Below are 21,859 nucleotides of genomic sequence, written 5' to 3' on the forward strand. Positions count from 1 at the left end.
ACCGCGAGCCGACATGACCGTCGTGCGCTACGGCAGCCATCCGAGTCAATACGGCGAGCTCAGCCTTCCCGACGAGCCGGGGCCCTGGCCGGTCGCCGTGATCATCCATGGCGGGTTCTGGCGGACGGCTTACGGCGCCGACCTCGGCGCCGAGCTGGCCGCGGATCTGGTGCAGCACGGGTTCGCCGCCTGGAACCTCGAATACCGCAGGGTGGGCGACGACCCGGACCGCGGGGGTGGTGGTTGGCCGTCGACCTGTCTCGACGTTGCCGCCGCCGTCGACCTGCTTGCCGCGGACGGGCAGACCGTGGCGGCCGGGCGCCTCGATCTGTCGCGAGTCATCGCGATCGGGCATTCCGCGGGAGGCCACCTGGCCGGCTGGCTGGCCGGTCGAGGGTCAATGCCCGCCGGCGCCCCCGGGGCCTCGCCCCTGGTGCCGCTGACCGGCTTCCTCAGCCAGGCCGGAGTCCTGGATCTCGGTTTCGGCATGAAGGAGAACACGGGACGCGGAGCCATCCGAAAGTTCTTGGGCGCCTTGTCCAATGGCCCCGACGACGACACCGATACCGACACCGACACCCGGCTGGCGAGTCCGTGCGCCATGCTCCCCACCGGGGTCCCCTCGGTGTGCGTGCACGGCACGGCCGACGACGATGTGCCTCTGCGCCAGTCGCAGCGCTTCGTTGCCGCGGCGCGTCGGGCGGGCGACGACTCCCGTCTGCTGGTGCTACCCGGAGCCGATCACTACTCGCTCATCGATGTGACGTCCCCGTCCTGGGCGGTCTGCCGCGCGGCGTTGCGGGAGCTGGCGCGCCCGCGGCGACGGCCTCGGGAAGCGTCGTTGACGTCACTCCACCCGAGCGGCCCGCACGGTGGCGCCCCTGCCGGGAACGAGGCCGACCTCCAGGCGGATGGGTTCGTCGCGCGGGTCGACGGCGGTGAGGTCTACTGAACGCAGCACCGTCGCCAGGATGTGCGTGACTTCGAAGATGGCCAGCCGATCGCCCAGGCAGCGGTGTTCCCCGCCGCCGAACGGGATGAGTTCGTAGGAGCTGGGGCGGTGCTGCAGAAAGCGTTCTGGCCGAAACGCTTTCGGCTCCTCGTAGAGGTCCGGATGCCGGTGCACGGACTGGATGACGGCCATGATCGTCGTCCCGCCCGGAAAGTAGTGCCCGGCCAAGCTGAGCGGGCGGGGCACGAACCGCGAGACGAACATGAACGGCGGTCGCAATCGCAGGGTTTCCTGCACCACCGCGTTGAGATAGGTGAGCTCGGTGCCACGGCGCACCTCCGCGGTGGCCGCGGCGAGCGCGTGCGGCGTGCGGACCAGTCTTTCGATCACCCAGCTCCCCAATGTCGCCGGGGGGTCGTAGCCGCCGATCATGATCCCGACCACCTGGTCGCGGATCTCCTTGTCCGACAGCGCATTACCGTCCGCGCGCAGCAAGGAATCAACGACGTCGTGGTACTCGAGCTCGGGGTGGCGCCGGCGGTGGGCGATCTCGTCGTACACCAGCTCGTCGCAGCGCCGCAGCTCGCGCTGAAACCGCGGCCACAACCGCAGCCCGCCGACCGAACGCAGGGTCGAGCGAATCGCGACCTGTCCGGACGCCGCCGTGCCGAGCAAGGCGCGCCACGCCGATTTCCACTGCGGCATCGTCGAATCGGGCACGGACAACACGACTTTCAAGATCGCTTCGAGTGACAGCTCGAGCATCCGCGGGTACACCGCCACCGTCGGTTCGTCCGCCCAGCCGTGGACCTCGTGCTCTGTTCGGGTCACGATGAACTCTTGCCACCGGGTCAGCGCGTCACCGCGCAACCGCGGCACCATCAACTTGCGCAACCGGCGGTGGTCGGGGCCGTCCACCAGGAAGACCGATCGGTCGCCCCAGAACGGATCCATGACGCGATGGGGCTGTGGGGCATTGGCGTCGTCGGCTGCCGCGGTGAACAGCGGCTTGATCAGCGCCGGATCCCGCACAAAAGCGACTTTGGCTCCGACGAGCCGAGATATCGGCGGGGGAGGAGACAGCCAGACTACGTCGCCGTACCGGTCGAACAGGTCGTCGAAGGCGGTGTCACCGCGTCGCGGCAGTGTCCACGCGAACTTGAACATCCCCGCGAGCCCGGGTCCCGCCGGGGTGGCGGCGCGCGCGATGCGCTGGGTTTCTACCATCGCCGAGCTCCTCACCCTCCCTGCGGCGCTGACGCCGACTGCGCGCCTACGCGATGCTCATCGCTCGAATGCGCCGCCCAGACTTTTCGGCCGAATGTCGGTCCAGTTCTGTTCGATGTAGTCCAGACATGCGGCGCGGTTCGCATCGCCGTACGCGACTCGCCAGCCGGCCGGGACATCGGCGAAGGCCGGCCACAGGCTGTGCTGCTCTTCGTCGTTGACCAACACCAAAAAGTCGTAATTGTCGTCGTCGAATGGATTAATGCTCATCGGTTCTCCTGACCGTCTCTACTGCCGGTTCTCGCTTGTTTGACGGGAGAACTCGATGACGCCGTCATTGGGTCTCATCCATCGTCATGTTTGCCGCGCCCCAATACTTTCCAATCGGACGCCAGCAGAACTGATTGCTGCCCTGCCGGTGCCAGAGATAGGTGTCGATCTCACCCAAACTGGCGCGCATCACGAACTTCCACATTGATCGCTCCGGTGGAATTGACTTTTTGTGCATTGTTCCTCCCCTTCGGAAAGTGGAACCGGCCAGCCGACCTGGTTGGCCCCCCGTCGCGCGCCGGTGGACCGCAATGGCTCCAGCGGTTACGCATCCCCAAAAAGCGGCGGTGAATTTCGGGCTGCCGGCCCGCAACCCGCAGAACCGCCACTCCCTCAGGCTTTTCACGGCCCGCTCGTAAAAGCCGGAATTGTCGGCATGGTCAAACGCGAGCTTGCCCGGATAGCGCTCGGTCGGGAGCCGCAAATGGTCAACCAACGTCACCGACAGTGGGACCAAGGTGTCGATTGTCATTTGGCGGTCGCCCCGCCGCATGCACGACTACGTGTCATGTCCGGAGCTTATGGTCGCCGGTACCGCTATTGGGGAGCGTGCGAGCCGAATAGAGTAGTCCGGGCGCGCAGTTAGGGTAGTCGGAACGAATTAACGCCCGCCGGGAGCGCGTCAAGCCGGATGTCATCCTGCGCGGAATTCGACAAGGGCCTATCAAATACCCACATTGTCGCTGGGGTCAATTCCGTCCGCCGCCGTACCGGCAATCCGCCGTGCGCTCCGGACCGAACAGCGTGCAGGCGGGTGCCTCGAATGCTCGCACGGTACGTTGGCGACCATGACGTCGCTGCAGGAAAAAGTCGTTTTCATCACCGGCGGTGCCCGGGGGATCGGGGCCGAGACCGCTCGTCGGCTGTGCGCCCAGGGCGCCAACCTCGTCCTGACCGATCTCAACGAAGCCGACCTGAAAGCCCTCGCGGCCGAACTCGGCGAAGAACGGGTGTTGACGGCCGTCGCCGACGTGCGTGACCTGTCCGCGATGGAGGCCGCCGCCGCCAGCGCCGTGGAACGATTCGGCGGCATCGACGTGGTGGTGGCCAACGCCGGCATCGCCAGCTACGGGTCGGTGGCGCAGGTCGACCCGGAAGCGTTCAAACGGGTGCTCGACATCAACGTGCTCGGCGTCTTTCACACCGTGCGCGCCACGCTGCCCGCGTTGACCGAGCGCCGCGGCTACGTGCTCATCGTCTCGTCGCTGGCCGCCTACACGGCCTGTCCCGGGCTGGCGCCGTACAACGCCTCCAAGGCCGGCGTCGAGCTGCTGGCCAATGCGCTGCGGCTGGAGGTCGCCCACCTGGGCGTCACGGTCGGCTCGGCGCACATGTCCTGGATCAACACCGCCCTGGTTCGTGACACCCAGTCCGACCTGCCGGCGTTCAACCAGTTGCTGGCCAGCTTCCCGTGGCCGCTGAACAAGACGACGACCGTCGACAAGTGCGCGGCGGCCTTCGTCAAGGGCATCCAGCGCCGCCGCACCCGCGTCTACTGCCCGCGCTGGGTGGCGCTGTTCCGTTGGGTCAAGCCGGTGCTGTCGAGCCCGGTGGGCGAAATGCCCCTGCACAAATCCACCGCAGAGCTGCTGCCCCAGCTGGACGCCCAAGTCGCCGCGCTGGGCCGCTCCACCAGCGCCTACAACCGCGACCTCGGCAGGTCCTAGCCGGCCGGGGCGGCACGTTGGGACGCGACGGCCGCCACCCGGCGGCGCACCAGGAACCATCCGGCGCTCAGCGCCGGGATGACCACCACCACCGTCGCGATGGTCCAGGTGCCGGTCTCCTTGTCGAACGCCATCATGACCAGCACGCCGGCCAGGAACGCCAGGGTGAGATACCCCGAGTACGGGGCCCATGGCATCCGGAATCGCGGCCGTTCCAGCTGCCCGGCCTTCGCCAGCCGGTAGAAGCGCAGCTGACACAGCACGATGGTGGCCCAGCACGCGATGATTCCGGGCGCCACGATGTTGAGCACGATCTCGAAGGCTTCGCCGGGGTTGACGGCGTTCAGGGCGATGCCGAGCAGGCAGATGGCGGCCGCCATCGCGATGCCGACGAAGGGCACCCCGTTCTTCGACATCCGGGTCGCGAACCGGGGGCCGCTGCCGCTGGACGCCATCGAATGCATGATCCGGCCGGTGGAATACAGCCCGGCGTTCAGGCTCGACAGGGCGGCGGTGAGCACCACGATGTTCATCAGGTCCCCGGCGCCGTGGAAACCGATCTTGGAAAAGAAAGTGACGAAAGGACTTTCGGTTGCCTTGTAGGAGGTGTAGGGCAGCAGCAAGGCCAGCAGGGCGACCGACCCGACGTAAAAGATCGCGATCCGCGCGATCACCGAATTGATCGCGCGGGGCATCACCTTCTCCGGGTCGGCCGTCTCCCCGGCGGCCGTGCCCACCAATTCGATTGCGGCATAGGCGAATACGACTCCCGAGGTGGTCAGCAGGACCGCCAGCACGCTGGAGGGAAACAGGCCGCCGTGGTGGGTCCACAGGCTCAGCCCGGTGCTGTGACCGTCGATTCGATAGCGTCCCGCCAGGAAGACGATCCCGACCACCAGGAAGGCCACCAGCGCGAGAACCTTGACCAGTGCCGCCCAGAATTCGAGTTCACCGAACCACTCCACGGAGATCAGGTTCATCGACAGCACGACGATGAGCGCGAGCAGCGCCAACACCCACTGGGGGATCGATTCGAAGGCAGTCCACCGGCGCAGGTAGGTGGCGATCGCGGTGGTGTCGACGATGGCCGTCATCGACCAGCCCAGGAAGTACATCCAGCCGATCGCGTAGGCGGCCTTCTCACCGAAGAACTCCCGCGAGTACGACACGAACGAGCCCGACGACGGTCGGTGCAATACCAACTCGCCCAGCGCCCGCAGGATCAGGAACACGAAAACGCCGCACACGGCGTAGACCAAGAACATCCCGGGGCCGCCCTTGGCCAGCCGGCCCCCGGCGCCCAGGAACAGCCCGGAGCCGATCGCGCCGCCGATGCCGATCATCTGCACTTGGCGGGCCTTGAGTCCCTTGCGATAGCCGGCGTCCTCGCCGGCTGGGCCGGCTACCGGGCTTGGGCCGGCCGCAGGAGCGCTGTCGGCAACGGGATTCGGGTTGCCATCATCGGGCAACGCGGCCATGAAACGTCCAATCGGTAGGTCGCGACGCGATGCTTCCGTAGTTGATCGGTCGACGGCAAGTTCGCCGACGGGTGCGCGGGTTAGCGCCCGAAGCCGGGGCGACGACGGCGCAGGTAACGCTCGAACTCGGCGGCCAGCGCGTCGCCGTCGATCTTGCCCAGGGCGTCGTTCATGTCGACTTCGGCGTCGCCACGTTGCTCGAGCGACAGCACATACTCGGTGAGGTCCTCGTCCTCGGCCGTCATCTCGGTGACCGCCTGCTCCCATTCCTCGGCGTCCGTCGGCAAATCGGCCAGCGGCACCTCGATGTCGAGGACGTCCTCGACGCGGCGCAGCAGGGCCACCGTCGCCTTCGGGTTCGGCGGCTGCGAGACGTAGTGCGGCACCGCCGCCCAGAACGTCACCGCGGGAATCCCGGCGGCCACGCAGGAGTCCTGAAACACCCCGGCGATGCCGGTCGGCCCCTCATAGCGGCTCTCCTCGAGGCCGAAGCGCTTCGCCGACTCGGGGGAGTAGGCCGCGCCCGACACCGGGACCGGCCGGGTATGGGGGGTGTCGGCCAGCAGCGCGCCCAGGATCACTACGGTGTCCACGTTGAGCTTGTCGGCGATGGCCACCAGTTCCGCGCAGAACGTGCGCCAGCGCATGTTGGGTTCGACCCCGTGCATCAACACGACATCGCGGTCGCTGCCGGGCGGGCGGCAGTGCGAGATTCGCATCGCCGGCCACACCAGCTCGCGGGTCACCCCGTCGACCTGCCGGATCACCGGGCGATTCACCTGGTAGTCGTAGTAGGCCTCGTCGTCGATCTCCAGGATCGGGTCCGCTTCCCAGATGGCCTCGAGGTGTTCGAGAGCGTCGCTGGCCGCGTCGCCGGCATCGTTCCAACCCTCGAACGCGGCCACGACGACGGTGTGATGCAGTTCGGGCAACGCAGCTTCGCCAAAGGGAGGGCCGTCGGGCGGGGTCACAGAATTAGCGTACGGCTTTCCGCCCGGCGACGATGCGGACCGTGGGCGGTCCGAGGCGGGGGTCCCCCCGCTTGCGGGGGCGAGTCGGGCGTGTTCGGCCGGGGTGGCCAAGGCGTGCCGGCCGATTGGCGCTCAACCGGGGGCTTTGCATAGGACGACTATTCTTATGGCGTGACCGCCGCTGACGATCGGACCCCGGACGGCATCAACAACCGGCGTCGACGCGGTCGAGACGAAATACGTTCGGCTGCGATTTCGTTAACATCGGTAATTACTACGTCGCCGGCAGGCTCCGCGAGCTGTCGATAGCGGCGATGGGTTGGGCGTCCGGGCGTCGATCGGGTGACGACGTAGACTTCTTTGGTCGAGAGGCGTTGCAACGGATACGGGTTTGCGCCGGTATCCGCCACGCTCGGCAGAGTCAAGGACGCCTTCCGCTATGGAAGGAGTGCACGTGACCGCCGTTGAGACGAACACTTCCGCGACGAAAACTTCCGCGACGAAAACTTCCGCGTCGAGCACCTTCGCGCCGAACATCCGTCCGGACTGCACCGACGAGCTGACGGCAGCGCTGCGCCAGCGGATCGTGGTGATCGACGGCGCGATGGGGACCGCGATCCAGCGCGACCGGCCGGACGAGGCCGGCTATCGCGGCGACCGGTTCACGGAGTGGCCGACCGCCCTGCAGGGCAACAACGACCTGCTCAACCTGACGCAGCCACAGATCATCGAGGGGATCCACCGTGAGTACCTCGATGCGGGCGCCGACATCCTGGAAACCAACACGTTCAACGCGAACGCGATCTCGCTGTCCGACTACGACATGGCGGAGCTGGCCTACGAGCTGAACTACGCGGGCGCCGCGCTGGCGCGCAAGGCCGCCGACGAATACAGCACCCCGGACAAGCCCCGCTACGTCGCGGGCGCGATCGGGCCGACCACCCGGACCGCGTCGATCTCGCCGGACGTCAACGACCCCGGGGCCCGCAACGTCTCCTACGACCAGCTGGTCACCGCCTACCTGGAGGCCGCCAACGGCCTGGTCGACGGCGGTGCGGACCTGCTCATCATCGAGACGATCTTCGACTCGCTGAACGCCAAGGCGGCGGTCTTCGCCGTCGAGACCCTGTTCGAGGAGCGCGGCCGCCGCTGGCCGTTGATCATCTCGGGCACCATCACCGACGCCTCCGGGCGGACGTTGTCCGGTCAGGTCACCGAGGCCTTCTGGAACGCGATCAGGCACGCGAAGCCGATCGCGGTCGGGCTGAACTGTGCCCTGGGTGCGCCGGAGATGCGGCCCTACATCGCCGAGATGGCGCGGATCGCGGACACGTTCGTCTCCTGCTACCCGAACGCCGGGCTGCCCAACGCCTTCGGCGAATACGACGAAACCCCGGAGCGTCAGGCCGGCTACATCGCCGACTTCGCCGACGCCGGCTTGGTCAACCTGGTCGGCGGCTGCTGCGGCACCGCGCCTCCGCACATCGCAGAGATCGCCAAGGTCGTCGAGGGCAAAACGCCGCGCGAGGTGCCGAAAATCGAGGTGGCCACCCGACTTTCGGGCCTGGAGCCGCTCAACATCACCGACGACTCCCTGTTCGTGAACATCGGTGAGCGCACCAACATCACCGGCTCCGCCCGGTTCCGCAACCTGATCAAGGCCGAGGATTACGACACCGCGCTGTCGGTCGCCCTGCAGCAGGTGGAGGCGGGTGCGCAGGTCATCGACATCAACATGGACGAGGGCATGATCGACGGCGTCGCCGCGATGGACCGGTTCACCAAGCTGATCGCGGCCGAACCCGACATCAGCCGCGTCCCGGTGATGATCGACTCCTCCAAGTGGGAGGTCATCGAGGCGGGCCTGAAGAACGTGCAGGGCAAGCCGATCGTCAACTCGATCTCCATGAAGGAGGGCGAGGAGAAGTTCATCCGCGAGGCACGGCTGTGCCGCAAGTATGGCGCGGCCGTCGTCGTGATGGCCTTCGACGAGCAGGGACAGGCCGACAACCTGGAGCGCCGCAAGGAGATCTGCGGACGCGCCTACCGGATCCTGACCGAACAGGTCGGCTTCCCGGCCGAGGACATCATCTTCGACCCGAACTGCTTCGCGCTGGCCACCGGCATCGAGGAGCACGCCACCTACGGGATCGACTTCATCGAGGCCTGCGCCTGGATCAAGGAGAACCTGCCCGGGGTGCACATCTCCGGTGGCATTTCGAACGTGTCGTTCTCGTTCCGGGGTAACAACCCCGTGCGCGAGGCGATCCACGCGGTGTTCCTGTATCACGCCATCAAGGCCGGCCTGGACATGGGCATCGTCAACGCCGGGGCGCTGGTGCCCTACGACTCGATCGACCCCGAACTGCGGGACCGCATCGAGGATGTCGTGCTGAACCGTCGCGAGGACGCGGCCGAACGGCTGCTGGAAATCGCGGAGCGATTCAACAGCTCGGAGAAGTCCGAGGATCCGGCGGCGGCCGAGTGGCGCGGCCTGCCGGTTCGCGAGCGGATCACGCACGCGTTGGTCAAGGGCATCGACGCGCACGTCGACGACGACACCGAGGAATTGCGGGCCGAGATCGCCGCCGCTGGCGGCCGCCCGATCGAGGTGATCGAGGGCCCGCTGATGGACGGGATGAACGTCGTCGGCGACCTCTTCGGCTCGGGCAAGATGTTCCTGCCCCAGGTCGTGAAGTCGGCCCGGGTGATGAAGAAGGCCGTGGCCTACCTGTTGCCGTTCATCGAGAAAGAGAAAGAGGCGAACGGCACCGCTGCGAGCAAGGACACCAACGGCACGATCGTGATGGCGACGGTGAAGGGCGACGTCCACGACATCGGCAAGAACATCGTCGGGGTCGTCTTGCAGTGCAACAACTTCGAGGTGATCGACCTCGGAGTGATGGTGCCGGCGAGCAAGATCCTGGACGCGGCGAAGGAGCACGACGCCGACATCATCGGGCTCTCCGGGCTGATCACGCCGTCGTTGGACGAGATGAGCAACTTCGCCGTCGAGATGGAACGCGAGGGCCTGGAGATCCCGCTGCTGATCGGCGGCGCGACCACCTCGCGCGCCCACACGGCCGTGAAGATCTCGCCGCGTCGCAGCGGCCCGGTGGTGTGGGTCAAGGACGCGTCCCGGTCGGTGCCGGTCGCCGCCGCGCTCCTCGATCCCAAGCAGCGCGGTCCCCTGCTGGAGGCCACCGAGAAGGACTACGCGTCCCTGCGCGAGCGGCACGCCCAGAAGAACGAGCGGCCGACGTTGCCGCTGGAAAAGGCGCGGGCCAACCGGACGCCGATCGAGTGGGACGGCTACACGCCGCCGGTGCCCGCTATCGGTGTGGGAATACGTGAATTTTTGGACTACGACCTGGCCGAGCTGCGCGAATACATCGACTGGCAGCCGTTTTTCAACGCCTGGGAGATGAAGGGCCGCTTCCCCGACATCCTCAACAACCCGGCCTCGGGCGAGGCGGCCCGCAAGCTGTACGACGACGCGCAGGAGATGCTCGACACCCTGATCAAGGAGAAGTGGCTGACCGCCAACGGGGTGATCGGGTTCTTCCCCGCGAACGCGGTCGGCTCGGGTGTCGAAGACATCGAGGTGTACACCGACGACACCCGCAGCGAGGTGCTGACGACGTTGCACCACCTGCGTCAGCAGGGTGAGCACCGGGAGGGAATCCCGAACCGGTCGCTGGCCGACTACGTCGCGCCCAAGGACACCGGGCTGGCCGACTACGTCGGCGCCTTCGCCGTCACCACGGGGCTCGGCAGCCAGGAGAAGATCGCGGAGTTCAAGGCGGCGCTCGACGACTACAGCGCGATCCTGCTGGAGTCGGTCGCCGACCGGCTGGCCGAGGCGTTCGCCGAGCGGATGCACCAACGGGTCCGCAAGGAGTTCTGGGGATACCAGCCGGACGAGCAGCTGGACAACGACGCACTCATCGACGAGAAGTACCGGGGCATCCGGCCCGCCCCCGGCTACCCCGCCTGCCCCGAGCACACCGAGAAGGCGACGCTCTGGACGTTGATGGACGTGAAGGAGCGGACCGGCATCGAGTTGACCGATTCGATGGCGATGTGGCCCGGCGCCGCCGTCAGCGGCTGGTATTTCTCGCACCCGCAGTCGCAGTACTTCGTGGTCGGCCGGATGGCCCAGGACCAGGTCGCCGACTACGCGAAGCGCAAGGGCTGGACGCTGCCCGAAGCCGAGCGCTGGCTGGCCCCCAACCTCGGCTACAACCCGGAGGACTGAGCTCCGGGTTCGGCCTGGAACGCGGCGGTGATCGCGGCGACGCGCGGGTCGGCGCGCAGCTGCTCGAGTGTCACCGGCAGTGGCAGCCGCCAATTCGGGTATTCGTCGATGGTGCCGGGCAGATTCGGTTGTCGCGGCTCGGCGACGATGTCGTAGGGCGAGATCAACTTCAACCTGCTCGGGGTCGCCGCCAGGAAACGGTGCATCGCGACGATGATGTCGTTCTCAGTGGGATCGGCCCGCAGCAGGCCTTCGGCGCGCAGCAAGGCCAGCCACTCGGCTTTTTCCTTGTCGGCCGAAGCCCGTTCGGCCGGCACATCATCAAGCAGCCCTAGCTCCGCGCGCACCCGCACGTGTTCGCCTCGCAAGAAGCCGGCCGCTGTGGGCAAATCGTGCGTGGAAAGGCTGGCGGCGGCGCGTTGCGGCCACCTGGACGACGGGAGCAGCGGTTGTTCGGGCGCCGCCTCGTCGCGGGTGAACCAGGATACCGCGCAGCCGAGCATTCCGTTGTCGCCCAAAGCTTTCGTGACCTCCGGCTCGACGGTGCCCAGGTCCTCGCCCACCACGGTCGCCCCCGCTCGCTGGGCTTCCAACGCGAGCACGGCAAGCATGACGTCGGCGTCATAGTGGACGTAGGTGCCCCGGTCGGCGGACTCGCCCGGCGGTATCCACCAGAGCCGCCACAAGCCCGCCACGTGGTCGATTCGCAGGCCGTCCGCGTGAACGAGTATGGCGCGCAGCATGTCTCGCAGTGCGCCGTACCCCGTCGCCGCGAGCCGGTCGGGCCGCCACGGTGGCAGCCCCCAGTCTTGGCCGCGCGGGGTGAAATTGTCTGGGGGAGCGCCGACGTGAACTCCGGCGGCCAGCATGTCGGCGAGGGCCCACGCGTCGGCACCGTCGGAGTCGACGCCGACCGGCAAGTCGTGCAACACGCCCAACGCCATACCGGCTCTTCGCGCGGCGCTGCGGACTTCGCCGAGCTGTTCGGCGCAGCGATGCTGTACCCAGGCGTGGAAGGCGACCCGGGGTGCCAGTTCCCGCCGAGCGGCGGTGACGCCCGGTCCGTCGACGCTACGCAAGGATTGGGGCCATTGCGGCCAGCGGCCACCGTGCCGCTCGGCCAGCGCGCAGTAGGTGGCCCAGTCGCCCAGCGCCCTGGACGACGGTGAGTCGTCCAGCGGATTCGGTCGGTTCTGCCCGCGCCAAAGCGCTTCCAACGCTGCGCGTTTCGCGGCCCAGACGAGGTCGTGGTCGATCCGCTCGGTGCCGGACCAAACACGCAGGGCGTCCACTTCGGCGCGGGTCTGCGGGTCGGCCCTACGATAAGCGTCCAGGTCTTCGGTGCGCAGCGCCAACGGGTTGGCGAAACGCCGACTGGAAGGGGTATAGGGGGAGGGTTGAACCGGATGCGTGGGGCCGGGTGAGTTCAGCGGATTGAGCAATACCGCGCCCGCACCGTGCGCTGCCGCGGTCCAGTCGATGAAGTCTCGCAGGTCGCCCAGATCGCCGATGCCCCACGAGCGGTCCGAGCGCAGCGCATACAGCTGCAGCATCCAGCCCCAGGTGACGGGTGTCTGGGGCACCTGCGGCGGGGCCGCTACCAGGGTGACTTGCTGCCCGTCCCGGGTGTGCAGGCGGTACCAGCCCGGCGATAGGTCGGCGGGCAACTCGGCGCGCACGTTGGTCTGGTTGCCGTCCTCGCCGACCAACGTGACCGCTCCGGGAATGGTTCGCGGCCGGCCGCCCACCCGCACGGCGACTGTCGGCGCCAAGGTCCCCATGCGCTTGCGCTCGGCCAGCCGCGCCAATTCACGACGCCGGTCGGCGTCGCTGCCGGCATCGACCTCCAGCAAGGCGAGCACCCGGACCACCACGTCCGCATCGACCTCGACCGGTTCGCGTCGCTCGTTTCGGTAGGAGGTAGCCACCCCGTGGGCCGCGGCCAGCTGTCGCAAGTCCTCTGGCACCGGTTTGGGTGTGGCCATCAGACGGTTCGCGATTCGGACACGACGGGGCGGATCGGTGAGTTGCTGCGAAGAGGCGGGCGCACTTCGGCAAAATACCCGCCCTGGGCCGACTTACACGGGCACTCACACGCTCAGATCCGCAACACCGAACCCAGCGCCGACAGCGGGATGTGGGCCTGCGCGGTGCCGCCGTCCATGTACCACTGCGGCAGCCCGGGGGAGAAGTTGGCACGTCCTCAGCAAACATATCGTTGCGTACCGACGCCGTGCTGAGCTGATTCCGCAGATCCAGCAGACCGCCTACCGGCTTTTCGCCGAGCGCGGCTTCGAGGCGGTGACGACCGAGGACATCGCTGCGGCCGCCGGGGGTCTCCATCAGCACGTATTTCCGGTACGCGCCCATTAAGGAGGGTCTGCTGGTCGATCCCGTCCGGGAGGCCGCCGCCGAGATCGTCGGTTCCTACGGCGCCAGACCGGCCCACGAGTCACCGGTCGAGGCGCTGATCCAGCTGTTCGTCACCCACGCCAGAGATGTCAGCGAGGTTGACAACCTCGATACCTGGCGTCTGGCCGTCGCATCGGTGTCGATGCGGTGGCCGACATCCGACCCGCGTTGTTGGTCCACACCAGTTTGGCCACAGTGAAATTCGTCCTCGATGGCTGGCTGACCTCGAACGTCGCCGAGAGCGCGGAGTTCCACGTGCTGCTGGAGCAAGCGCTGCGCCTGACCCTCGCCGGATTCGACTGACGAAGCCGCGCAGACGCGGCCGGGGCTAAACCGCCGTGACTTTGCTCGCCGCCGCGTGAAACAATCGCTGGCCGTGAAGACCTTCGAGGATCTGTTCGCCGAGCTGGGCGAGCGTGCCCGTACCCGGCCGGCCGGCAGCGCCACGGTCGCCGCGCTCGACGGCGGCGTCCACGGCCTGGGCAAGAAGATCCTCGAGGAAGCCGGCGAAGTGTGGCTGGCCGCCGAGCACGAAAGCGACGAGGCGCTGGCCGAGGAGATCAGCCAGTTGCTCTACTGGACGCAGGTGTTGATGGTGGCCCGCGGGCTGACCCTCGACGACGTGTATCGGAAGCTATGACCATGCTGCGGGTTGCGGTTCCCAACAAGGGCACGCTCAGCGAGCCGGCCAGCGAGATTCTCGCCGAGGCCGGTTACCGGCGTCGCACCGATTCGAAGGACCTGACCGTCATCGACCCGGCGAACCAGGTCGAGTTCTTCTTTCTGCGGCCCAAAGACATTGCCATCTATGTGGGTTCGGGGGAGTTGGATTTCGGCATCACCGGCAGGGACCTGGTCGGCGATTCCGATGCGCCGGTGCGCGAGCGTCTGGCGCTGGGCTTCGGCTCGTCGAGCTTTCGCTACGCCGGACCGGCGGGGCGCGACTGGAAGATCGCCGACCTGGGCGGCAAACGGATCGCCACCGCCTACCCCAACCTAGTGCGAAAAGACTTGGCGGGGCGCGGGATTGAGGCGACCGTCATCAGGCTCGACGGCGCGGTGGAGATCTCGGTGCAACTCGGCGTGGCCGACGCCATCGCCGACGTGGTGGGCTCCGGACGCACCCTGAGCCTGCACAACCTGGTGGCCTTCGGTGACCCGCTGTGCGATTCGGAAGCGGTACTGATCGAAAGCGACCACAGCAGCAAGGCCGGGACGCAGGCGGCGCGCGATCAGCTGGTGGCGCGGATCCAGGGCGTGGTGTTCGGCCAGCAATACCTGATGCTCGACTACGACTGCCCCCGGTCGGTGCTGGACAAGGCCACGGCGATCACGCCGGGGCTGGAGTCGCCCACCATCGCACCCCTGGCCGACCCGGACTGGGTCGCCATCCGCGCGCTGGTGCCGCGTCGGGGCGTCAACGAGATCATGGACGAGCTGGCCGCCATCGGCGCCAAGGCGATCCTGGCGTCCGATATCAGGTTCTGCCGGTTCTGATTCGCACACGGTGTAAGACCCGCGGCTGTGTTAGCGTCCGCCTCGGGGACTGCCCGGGTTGGCGTAGGGGCACTCCCTGCATCGGTCGCCGGCTGTTCGTCTCCCAGGAGGGTTTCCGTGACACACGCGCTTCTCGTCTTGTTGGCTTTACTGATTGGCGTCGTGGCCGGGCTGCGGTCGCTGACGGCGCCTGCCGTCGTGGCCTGGGCCGCCTACATCGGCTGGATCGACTTGCACGGCACGTGGGCGAGTTGGCTGACCAACATCATCGCGGTGATCATCTTCACCGTCTTGGCCGTGGGCGAACTGATCAACGACAAGCTGCCCAAGACACCGGCCCGTACGGCGCCGCCGATCTTCGCGGCCCGCATCGTCACGGGTGGGCTTGCCGGCGCGGCGCTGGGCGCGTGGCCACACTGGACGTTCACCGCGCTGGGCGCCGGTGTCATCGGTGCGGTGCTTGGGACCCTCGGCGGCTATCAGGTGCGCAAGCGGCTGGTGGCCGCGACGGGCGGCAAGGACCTGCCCATCGCGCTGCTCGAGGACGCCGTCGCGATCGTGGGCGGGTTCGCCATTCTTGCGGCGACGGGCCACCTGCTGACCGAGTACCTCCTGACGGCGGTTAAGTGACAAAGCATTTCGATGCGATCATCGTCGGGGCCGGCCAGGCCGGGCCGCCGTTGGCAGGCCGGCTGACCGCCGCCGGCCAGCGCGTCGCCGTGATCGAGCGCAAGCTGATCGGCGGCACCTGCGTCAACACCGGGTGCATTCCGACCAAGACGCTGGTGGCCTCCGCGCACGCCGCCCATCTGGCCCGCCGCGGCGCGGAATACGGCGTCGGGACCGGGACGGTCAGCGTGGACATGGCCAAGGTCAAGGCCCGCAAGGACGAGATCATGCTGGGCGACCGCAAGGGCGTCGAGGATTGGCTCGAGGGCATGGAGGGCTGCACCGTGTTCCGGGGGCACGCGGTCTTCGCCGATCCGCACACGCTGCGCGTGGGCGACGATGAGCTGCACGCCGACCGCATCTTCCTCAACGTCGGCGGGCGCGCGGTGGTGCCCGACATTCCCGGCCTGTCCGACGTCGACTTCCTCACCAACGTGTCGGTCCTTGAACTCGACACGGTGCCAACGCATCTCGTCATCGTCGGGGGCAGCTACATCGCGCTGGAGTTCGCCCAGATGTACCGGCGGTTCGGGGCCCGGGTGACCGTCGTCGAACGGGGCCCGCGGCTGGCGTTGCGCGAGGACGAGGACGTCTCGGAAACGATCGAAGAAATCCTGCGCGCCGAAGGCATCGACGTCATCGTCGGCGCCGACGATATGCGAATAGCCAAGAACGGCAACGGCTTCGAGCTGACCCCTCGTGACGGCGCCGCCCCCGTCCAGGGGAGTCACCTGTTGCTGGCGGTGGGCCGGCGACCCAACACCGACGATCTGGGCCTGGGCGCGGCCGGGGTGCAGACCGATGCCCGCGGCTACATCGTGGTCGACGACCAGCTCAAGACCAGCGTCGAACACATCTGGGCGATGGGCGACTGCAACGGCAAAGGTGCGTTCACCCACACCTCCTACAACGATTTCGAGATCGTCGCCGCCAACCTGCTGGACGACGACCCACGCCGGGTGAGCGACCGCATCACCACCTACGCGCTCTATATCGATCCGCCGCTGGGGCGTGCCGGCATGACCGTCGATCAGGTCCGCTCGTCGGGCCGCAAGGCGCTGGTCGGCAAGCGGCCGATGACCCGGGTCGGCCGGGCCGTGGAAAAGGGTGAGACACAAGGCTTCATGAAAGTCGTGGTGGACGCCGACACCCAGGAGATCCTGGGCGCCGCCATCCTCGGGGTGGGCGGCGACGAGGCCATTCACGCCATCCTGGACGTGATGTCGGCCAAGGCGCCCTACACCACGCTGTCGCGCACCATGCACATCCATCCCACCGTCAGCGAACTCATCCCGACGATGCTGCAGGAGCTCTCGCCGCTGAGCTAACGGTCAGGCGGCCGGTTCGGTGGGACGCGAATCGGTCTGCGTGCCAAAGGTTTCCGGCCAGCCCGGGTAGGGCGGCGGGGTTCCGCCGAAGAGCGGGCAGAGTTGTTGGTGGGGACACCAGTCGCACAGTCGGGACTGGGTGGGGCGGAAATCGCCGGTCTGGCCGGCGGTTTGGATCGCGCGCCAGATCGCCATCAGCGTCTTCTCGAAGCGCAGCAGCTCGTCGTGGTCGGGCGTGTAGTCCAGCACCTGGCCGTCGGCAAGATAGATCAGCCGCAGCCGGGTGGGTTGCACACCGCGCGAACGCAACAGTGCCACCGCGTAGAACTTCATCTGGAACATGGCCTTGAACTCCGCCAGGGCCCGCGCCTCCGGCGGAGCCTTGCCGGTCTTGTAGTCGACCACCCGCAACTCGCCGGTGGCGGCGACGTCGATCCGGTCGATGAACCCGCGCAGCAACGTGCCGTCGGCGAGCTCCACCTCGACCCGCTGTTCGCAGCACTCCGGGTCGAAGCGGGTGGGGTCTTCGAGCCGGTAATAACCGGCGAGCAACGCCTGCGCCTCGGCCAACAACTGGGCGCGCTGCGCCGGGTCCGTGTCGGCGGTCATCTCGGGCGTCGCCGCGAGGAGCTGGTCCCACGCGGGCTCCACCAACGACAGGGCGGTGTCGGGGCCGCGCTGTTCGGCGGGCAGGCCGTAAAGCTGCTGCAGGGCGGCATGCACGAGCGACCCGCGCAGCTGCGCGGGCGACGGCGCCTCGGGCAACCGGTCGATGGCCCGGAACCGGTACAGCAGCGGGCACTGCTTGAAGTCCGCGGCCCGGGACGGCGATAAGGCGGGGCGATACGCCTGGCCCACCGGCCGCACCGCCGACTCGGGCGCCTCCGGCTGGACGATCATGTCCGCAGCCTAGGACCGGGCGCCGACAACCCCCAAGCACCTGCGGCGGCGAGTCGGCTGGCACGCTAGACCGCGTGTCCGTATCCGGCCCGTTTACCGAGGGCGAGCGCGTCCAGCTCACCGATGCCAAGGGTCGGCACTACACGGTGGTGCTCACCGCGGGCGCCGAGTTCCACACCCATCGCGGGGCGATCCCACACGACGCGCTGATCGGGCTCGAGCAGGGCAGCGTGATCAAGTCCAGCAACAACGCGGTGTACCTGGTGATGCGGCCCCTGCTGATCGACTACGTGATGTCGATGCCGCGTGGGCCCCAGGTGATCTACCCCAAGGACGCCGCCCAGATCGTGCACGAGGGCGACATCTTCCCGGGCGCGCGGGTGCTGGAGGCCGGCGCCGGTTCCGGCGCGCTGACCTGCTCGCTGCTGCGCGCGGTCGGGCCCGAAGGCCGGGTGACCTCCTACGAGGTGCGCGCCGATCATGCCGAGCACGCCGAACGCAACGTGTCGGTGTTTCACGGCGGCTACCCGCCCGAGAACTGGCAACTGATCATCGGAGACGTGTCCGACTCCGAGCTGCCGGACGGATCCTTCGACCGTGCCGTGCTGGACATGCTCGCGCCGTGGGAGGTGCTCGAGTCGGTCGCCCGGCTGTTGATTCCCGGTGGCGTGCTGATCGTGTACGTCGCCACCGTCACTCAGCTGTCGCGCGCGGTCGAGGCCCTGCGGGCCCAGCAGTGCTGGACCGAGCCGCGGTCGTGGGAGACCTTGCAGCGCGGCTGGAACGTCGTGGGGCTCGCCGTCCGGCCGCAGCATTCGATGCGCGGGCACACCGCGTTCCTGATCTTCACGCGGCGGCTTGCGCCCGGTGTCGTCGCGCCCGTGCCGTTGGGGCGCAAGCGCGAAGGCCGCGACGGCTAGCTAGGCGAGGTCGTCGCTGCGTACCAGCGAGCGCCGCACCGATAGCAGCTCGAATTCGGGATGCGCGGCCACCAGCCGCTCGGCCGCGTCCAGCACGTCGACGGCATGACCACGGTCACCGGACACGGTGGCGACGCCGATGCCGGCCCGCCGATACAGCTCGTGCGAACCGACCTCGGCCGCCGACACGCTGAACTTGCGCTGTAACTCGGCGACCACGGGGCGAATGACCGACCGCTTCTGTTTGAGTGACCGCACGTCGCCCAGGAGCACGTCGAACTCGAGCCAGCCGATCCACATGCCGCGGGTCAACCCGGCGGGTTCTGGTCGGCGGGTGCCTCCGGCGCCGGGGCGGGTGCGGGAGCGGGTTCCGGCTCCGGCGGCGGCGGGGGTGCTGGCGGCGGAGGCGGGGGCGGCGGTGGGGACGGGGGTGGTGCTGGCGGGGCCGGTGCCGGGGACGGCTCGGGCGGTGGCGGCGCGGGCGCCGGGGGCGGTGCTGGCGGCGGGGGCGCGGGCGGGGGCGGGGGAGCCACCGACGTCGGAGCCGTCGGCGACTTCCCCAGCGCCAACAGCATTTCGGCGGTGTGTCGCGACAGTTGCCAACCGCCCTGGAAAGGGGTGAACTCCATCGGGAAGGTGAAGTTGGCGTTGTTGGCCTGGGCGGTGTGAACGGCGATGGTGGCCTTCACGTTGGACGGATTCTTGTCCGACCATGCGATGTCGTTGGCGTTGAAGGTCATCGGCACATAGCCGTTGTCGCGCAAAGCGTTGGTAAATCTGTCCAGTGTGGCCGCGCTCTCCGGCGTCGCACCCTCCACCAGATTCACCTTGCTGGCGCCCGGAACGTTCGGGTCGGCCAGTCGCGTGAGCACGTCGGTGAGGGCCTCGGGCGGCGGCAGCGGAGCCGTGACGGGCGCAGCAACCTGGCTCGACGTGGCCGGCGGCAGCGAAGAGGCGGGCGACGAACCGCTGTGCGGGTGCGGCGACGAACATGCCGCGAGTCCGACCGCCGCCAGGGCGGCGGCGGCGCTCAGCGCTACGGGCAGTGGCCGGTGCATCCAGTCGGTCGGCGGGCTAGGCGCCTCTGGCCGCTTCGCGAAGGAAGGGGGTCGCTAAGGTCGGGCCGATGGGTGCAACGGAAGTCACGGCGGCACAGGGGGCGACGACGGCGACGCGGGTCGAGCCCGTGGCGAGGCTTTTTGCGGTCACTCCGGCACCTCCCAAGGCCCTTTCGATCGTCACGATTAGTGGCCGAGATTACCAGCGTGACGAAAATCTTAACTTTTCGTGGGTATTTGACTCCGCACATCAATCGGCAATCGCCGGTAGCTTTGAAGTATCCGCCGCGCCAATTCGGTGCGGGAAAGGAGCGCAAGATGGCTAGCTCAGAGCGTTCTGAAGCTTTCGGAACACCGCACGAATCGAACATGTCCAGCGGCGACGAGGCCGAGTTGGAGCAACTACGCCGCGAGGCGGCCATGTTGCGCGAGCAACTCGAGCACGCCGTCGGCTCTCATGGCGCTGCCCGCTCCGCCCGCGATGTGCATCAGCTCGAAGCGCGCATCGACTCCCTCGCGTCGCGGAACTCCAAGCTGATGGAGACCCTCAAAGAGGCCCGCCAGCAACTGCTTGCGCTGCGCGAGGAAGTGGATCGGCTGGGGCAGCCGCCCAGCGGCTACGGCGTCCTGCTCGCCACCCACGAGGACGACACCGTCGACGTGTTCACCTCCGGCCGCAAGATGCGGTTGACCTGCTCGCCGAACATCGAAGTCCCGTTGCTGCGCAAGGGGCAGACGGTCCGGCTCAACGAGGCCCTGACCGTCGTGGAGGCCGGCACGTTCGAATCGGTGGGCGAAATCTCCACGTTGCGTGAGCTCCTGGCCGACGGGCACCGCGCCCTGGTCGTGGGGCACGCCGACGAGGAACGCATCGTGTGGCTGGCCGAGCCGCTGGTGGCCGAGGACCTTCCGGAGGGGCATCCCGACGCGCTCAACGACGACACCCGGCCGCGCCGGCTGCGCCCGGGTGACTCGCTGTTGGTCGACACCAAGGCCGGGTACGCCTTCGAGCGCATCCCCAAGGCCGAGGTCGAGGACCTGGTGCTGGAAGAGGTGCCCGACGTCAGCTACGAGGACATCGGTGGCCTGACCCGCCAGATCGAGCAGATCCGCGACGCGGTGGAGCTGCCGTTCCTGCACAAGGAGCTGTACCGCGAGTACGCGCTGCGCCCGCCCAAAGGTGTGTTGCTCTACGGTCCGCCCGGTTGCGGTAAGACGCTGATTGCCAAGGCCGTGGCCAACTCGCTGGCCAAGAAGATGGCCGAGGTGCGCGGCGACGACGCCCGCGAAGCCAAGTCCTACTTCTTGAACATCAAGGGACCCGAGCTGCTCAACAAGTTCGTCGGCGAGACCGAGCGGCACATCCGGCTGATTTTCCAGCGCGCCCGCGAAAAGGCGTCGGAAGGCACACCCGTGATCGTGTTCTTCGACGAGATGGACTCGATCTTCCGGACCCGCGGGACCGGGGTGTCCTCCGACGTCGAGACGACCGTGGTTCCTCAGCTGCTCAGCGAGATCGACGGTGTGGAGGGGCTCGAGAACGTCATCGTGATCGGCGCCTCCAACCGCGAGGACATGATCGACCCCGCGATCCTGCGGCCCGGCCGTCTGGACGTGAAGATCAAGATCGAGCGGCCGGATGCCGAAGCGGCGCAAGACATCTTCTCGAAGTACTTGGTCGAGTCGCTGCCGGTGCACAGTGACGATCTGGCCGAGTTCGGGGGCGACCGGTCGGCCTGCATCCGGGCGATGATCGAGAAGGTCGTCGAGCGGATGTACGCCGAGATCGACGACAACCGGTTCCTGGAGGTCACCTACGCCAACGGTGACAAGGAAGTCATGTACTTCAAGGACTTCAACTCCGGGGCGATGATCCAGAACGTCGTCGACCGCGCCAAGAAGAACGCGATCAAGTCGGTGCTCGAGACCGGCCAGCCCGGTCTGCGCATTCAGCACCTGCTGGACTCGATCGTCGACGAGTTCGCCGAGAACGAGGACCTGCCCAACACCACCAACCCCGATGACTGGGCGCGGATTTCGGGCAAGAAGGGCGAGCGGATCGTCTACATCCGCACCCTGGTCACCGGCAAGAGCTCGAGCGCATCGCGGGCCATCGACACCGAATCCAACCTGGGTCAGTACCTGTAGGAGCCCAGGCCGCGCCGACACTTAAACCACGCACACGACACGCC

The 21,859-nt window shown here is 67.8% G+C and carries 17 protein-coding genes and 3 pseudogenes; 10 read left to right on the plus strand and 10 right to left on the minus strand.

Annotated elements, in window-relative coordinates:
• Positions 1-13 precede the first annotated feature (13 nt).
• Positions 14-952: an alpha/beta hydrolase family protein gene (locus tag AC5Y5B_RS14965; protein ID WP_500005702.1), complete on the plus strand. Its 939-nt coding sequence runs from the start codon at positions 14-16 to the stop codon at positions 950-952.
• On the opposite strand, the gene AC5Y5B_RS14970 is transcribed toward AC5Y5B_RS14965, so the two are convergent.
• The 3 genes from AC5Y5B_RS14970 to AC5Y5B_RS14980 form a co-directional block, all read right to left on the minus strand.
• Entirely contained in the window at positions 848-2,179 is a 1,332-nt protein-coding gene (locus AC5Y5B_RS14970) for a cytochrome P450 (RefSeq protein ID WP_500005703.1), read from the minus strand. The genes AC5Y5B_RS14965 and AC5Y5B_RS14970 overlap by 105 nt on opposite strands.
• A 57-nt stretch (positions 2,180-2,236) precedes the next feature.
• Positions 2,237-2,449, minus strand: coding sequence for an MbtH family protein (locus tag AC5Y5B_RS14975; RefSeq protein ID WP_112632404.1), 213 nt, complete (start codon positions 2,447-2,449; stop codon positions 2,237-2,239).
• 64 nt (positions 2,450-2,513) lie between these two features.
• Complete coding sequence (locus tag AC5Y5B_RS14980; RefSeq protein ID WP_133259226.1) at positions 2,514-2,981, minus strand: hypothetical protein; 468 nt, start codon at positions 2,979-2,981, stop codon at positions 2,514-2,516.
• 316 nt (positions 2,982-3,297) lie between these two features.
• Between AC5Y5B_RS14980 and AC5Y5B_RS14985 the strand changes: the two genes are divergently transcribed.
• On the plus strand, positions 3,298-4,176 hold the full coding sequence (locus tag AC5Y5B_RS14985) for an SDR family oxidoreductase (protein ID WP_112632405.1): 879 nt from the start codon (positions 3,298-3,300) through the stop codon (positions 4,174-4,176).
• On the opposite strand, the gene AC5Y5B_RS14990 is transcribed toward AC5Y5B_RS14985, so the two are convergent.
• Positions 4,173-5,654, minus strand: a complete 1,482-nt coding sequence (locus AC5Y5B_RS14990) for an amino acid permease (protein WP_500005704.1) — start codon at positions 5,652-5,654, stop codon at positions 4,173-4,175. The genes AC5Y5B_RS14985 and AC5Y5B_RS14990 overlap by 4 nt on opposite strands.
• Positions 5,655-5,734: 80 nt before the next feature.
• Positions 5,735-6,625, minus strand: coding sequence for a PAC2 family protein (locus AC5Y5B_RS14995; protein ID WP_500005706.1), 891 nt, complete (start codon positions 6,623-6,625; stop codon positions 5,735-5,737).
• A 439-nt stretch (positions 6,626-7,064) separates the two neighbouring features.
• On the opposite strand from AC5Y5B_RS14995, the gene metH reads away from it, so the two are divergent.
• Positions 7,065-10,883 carry a methionine synthase gene (gene metH / locus AC5Y5B_RS15000; protein WP_500005708.1) on the plus strand — a complete coding sequence of 1,273 codons (3,819 nt, stop codon included), beginning with the start codon at positions 7,065-7,067 and terminating at the stop codon, positions 10,881-10,883.
• On the opposite strand, the gene malQ is transcribed toward metH, so the two are convergent.
• Together malQ and AC5Y5B_RS15010 are read right to left on the minus strand one after the other, a co-directional pair.
• Positions 10,865-12,868, minus strand: coding sequence for a 4-alpha-glucanotransferase (gene malQ, locus AC5Y5B_RS15005; protein WP_500005709.1), 2,004 nt, complete (start codon positions 12,866-12,868; stop codon positions 10,865-10,867). The genes metH and malQ overlap by 19 nt on opposite strands.
• A gap of 113 nt (positions 12,869-12,981) precedes the next feature.
• Positions 12,982-13,077, minus strand: a pseudogene (locus tag AC5Y5B_RS15010) (mannan-binding protein); the annotation flags it as partial.
• Positions 13,078-13,097: 20 nt separating this feature from the next.
• On the opposite strand from AC5Y5B_RS15010, the pseudogene AC5Y5B_RS15015 reads away from it, so the two are divergent.
• The 5 genes and pseudogenes from AC5Y5B_RS15015 (at position 13,098) to AC5Y5B_RS15035 (ending at position 16,789) form a co-directional block, all read left to right on the plus strand.
• Positions 13,098-13,598: pseudogene (locus AC5Y5B_RS15015) on the plus strand (TetR family transcriptional regulator).
• Positions 13,599-13,653: 55 nt separating this feature from the next.
• Positions 13,654-13,935, plus strand: coding sequence for a phosphoribosyl-ATP diphosphatase (locus AC5Y5B_RS15020; RefSeq protein ID WP_112632410.1), 282 nt, complete (start codon positions 13,654-13,656; stop codon positions 13,933-13,935).
• Between the two features lie 2 nt (positions 13,936-13,937).
• Positions 13,938-14,792 (plus strand): ATP phosphoribosyltransferase, encoded by an 855-nt coding sequence (gene hisG / locus AC5Y5B_RS15025; RefSeq protein WP_500005711.1) that lies wholly within the window; start codon positions 13,938-13,940, stop codon positions 14,790-14,792.
• A gap of 117 nt (positions 14,793-14,909) precedes the next feature.
• Positions 14,910-15,422 carry a DUF4126 family protein gene (locus AC5Y5B_RS15030; RefSeq protein WP_112632411.1) on the plus strand — a complete coding sequence of 171 codons (513 nt, stop codon included), beginning with the start codon at positions 14,910-14,912 and terminating at the stop codon, positions 15,420-15,422.
• Complete coding sequence (locus AC5Y5B_RS15035) at positions 15,419-16,789, plus strand: FAD-containing oxidoreductase (protein WP_112632412.1); 1,371 nt, start codon at positions 15,419-15,421, stop codon at positions 16,787-16,789. The genes AC5Y5B_RS15030 and AC5Y5B_RS15035 overlap by 4 nt, the downstream gene beginning before the upstream one ends.
• Before the next feature lie 3 nt (positions 16,790-16,792).
• Here the strand turns inward: AC5Y5B_RS15035 and AC5Y5B_RS15040 are convergent, their stop codons facing one another.
• Entirely contained in the window at positions 16,793-17,689 is an 897-nt protein-coding gene (locus AC5Y5B_RS15040) for a RecB family exonuclease (protein WP_112632413.1), read from the minus strand.
• A gap of 74 nt (positions 17,690-17,763) precedes the next feature.
• Between AC5Y5B_RS15040 and trmI the strand changes: the two genes are divergently transcribed.
• Positions 17,764-18,609: a tRNA (adenine(58)-N(1))-methyltransferase TrmI gene (gene trmI, locus AC5Y5B_RS15045; RefSeq protein WP_500005712.1), complete on the plus strand. Its 846-nt coding sequence runs from the start codon at positions 17,764-17,766 to the stop codon at positions 18,607-18,609.
• Here trmI and AC5Y5B_RS15050 read toward each other — a convergent pair whose 3' ends face one another.
• Positions 18,610-18,909, minus strand: a complete 300-nt coding sequence (locus AC5Y5B_RS15050; protein ID WP_500005713.1) for a DUF503 domain-containing protein — start codon at positions 18,907-18,909, stop codon at positions 18,610-18,612.
• A gap of 173 nt (positions 18,910-19,082) precedes the next feature.
• Positions 19,083-19,667, minus strand: a pseudogene (gene lppK / locus AC5Y5B_RS15055) (lipoprotein LppK); the annotation flags it as partial.
• Positions 19,668-19,985: 318 nt separating this feature from the next.
• Here lppK and arc point away from each other — a divergent pair.
• On the plus strand, positions 19,986-21,815 hold the full coding sequence (arc, locus tag AC5Y5B_RS15060) for a proteasome ATPase (protein WP_500005714.1): 1,830 nt from the start codon (positions 19,986-19,988) through the stop codon (positions 21,813-21,815).
• Positions 21,816-21,859 lie beyond the last annotated feature (44 nt).

The organism is Mycobacterium sp. NGS33 (genome assembly GCF_059812885.1).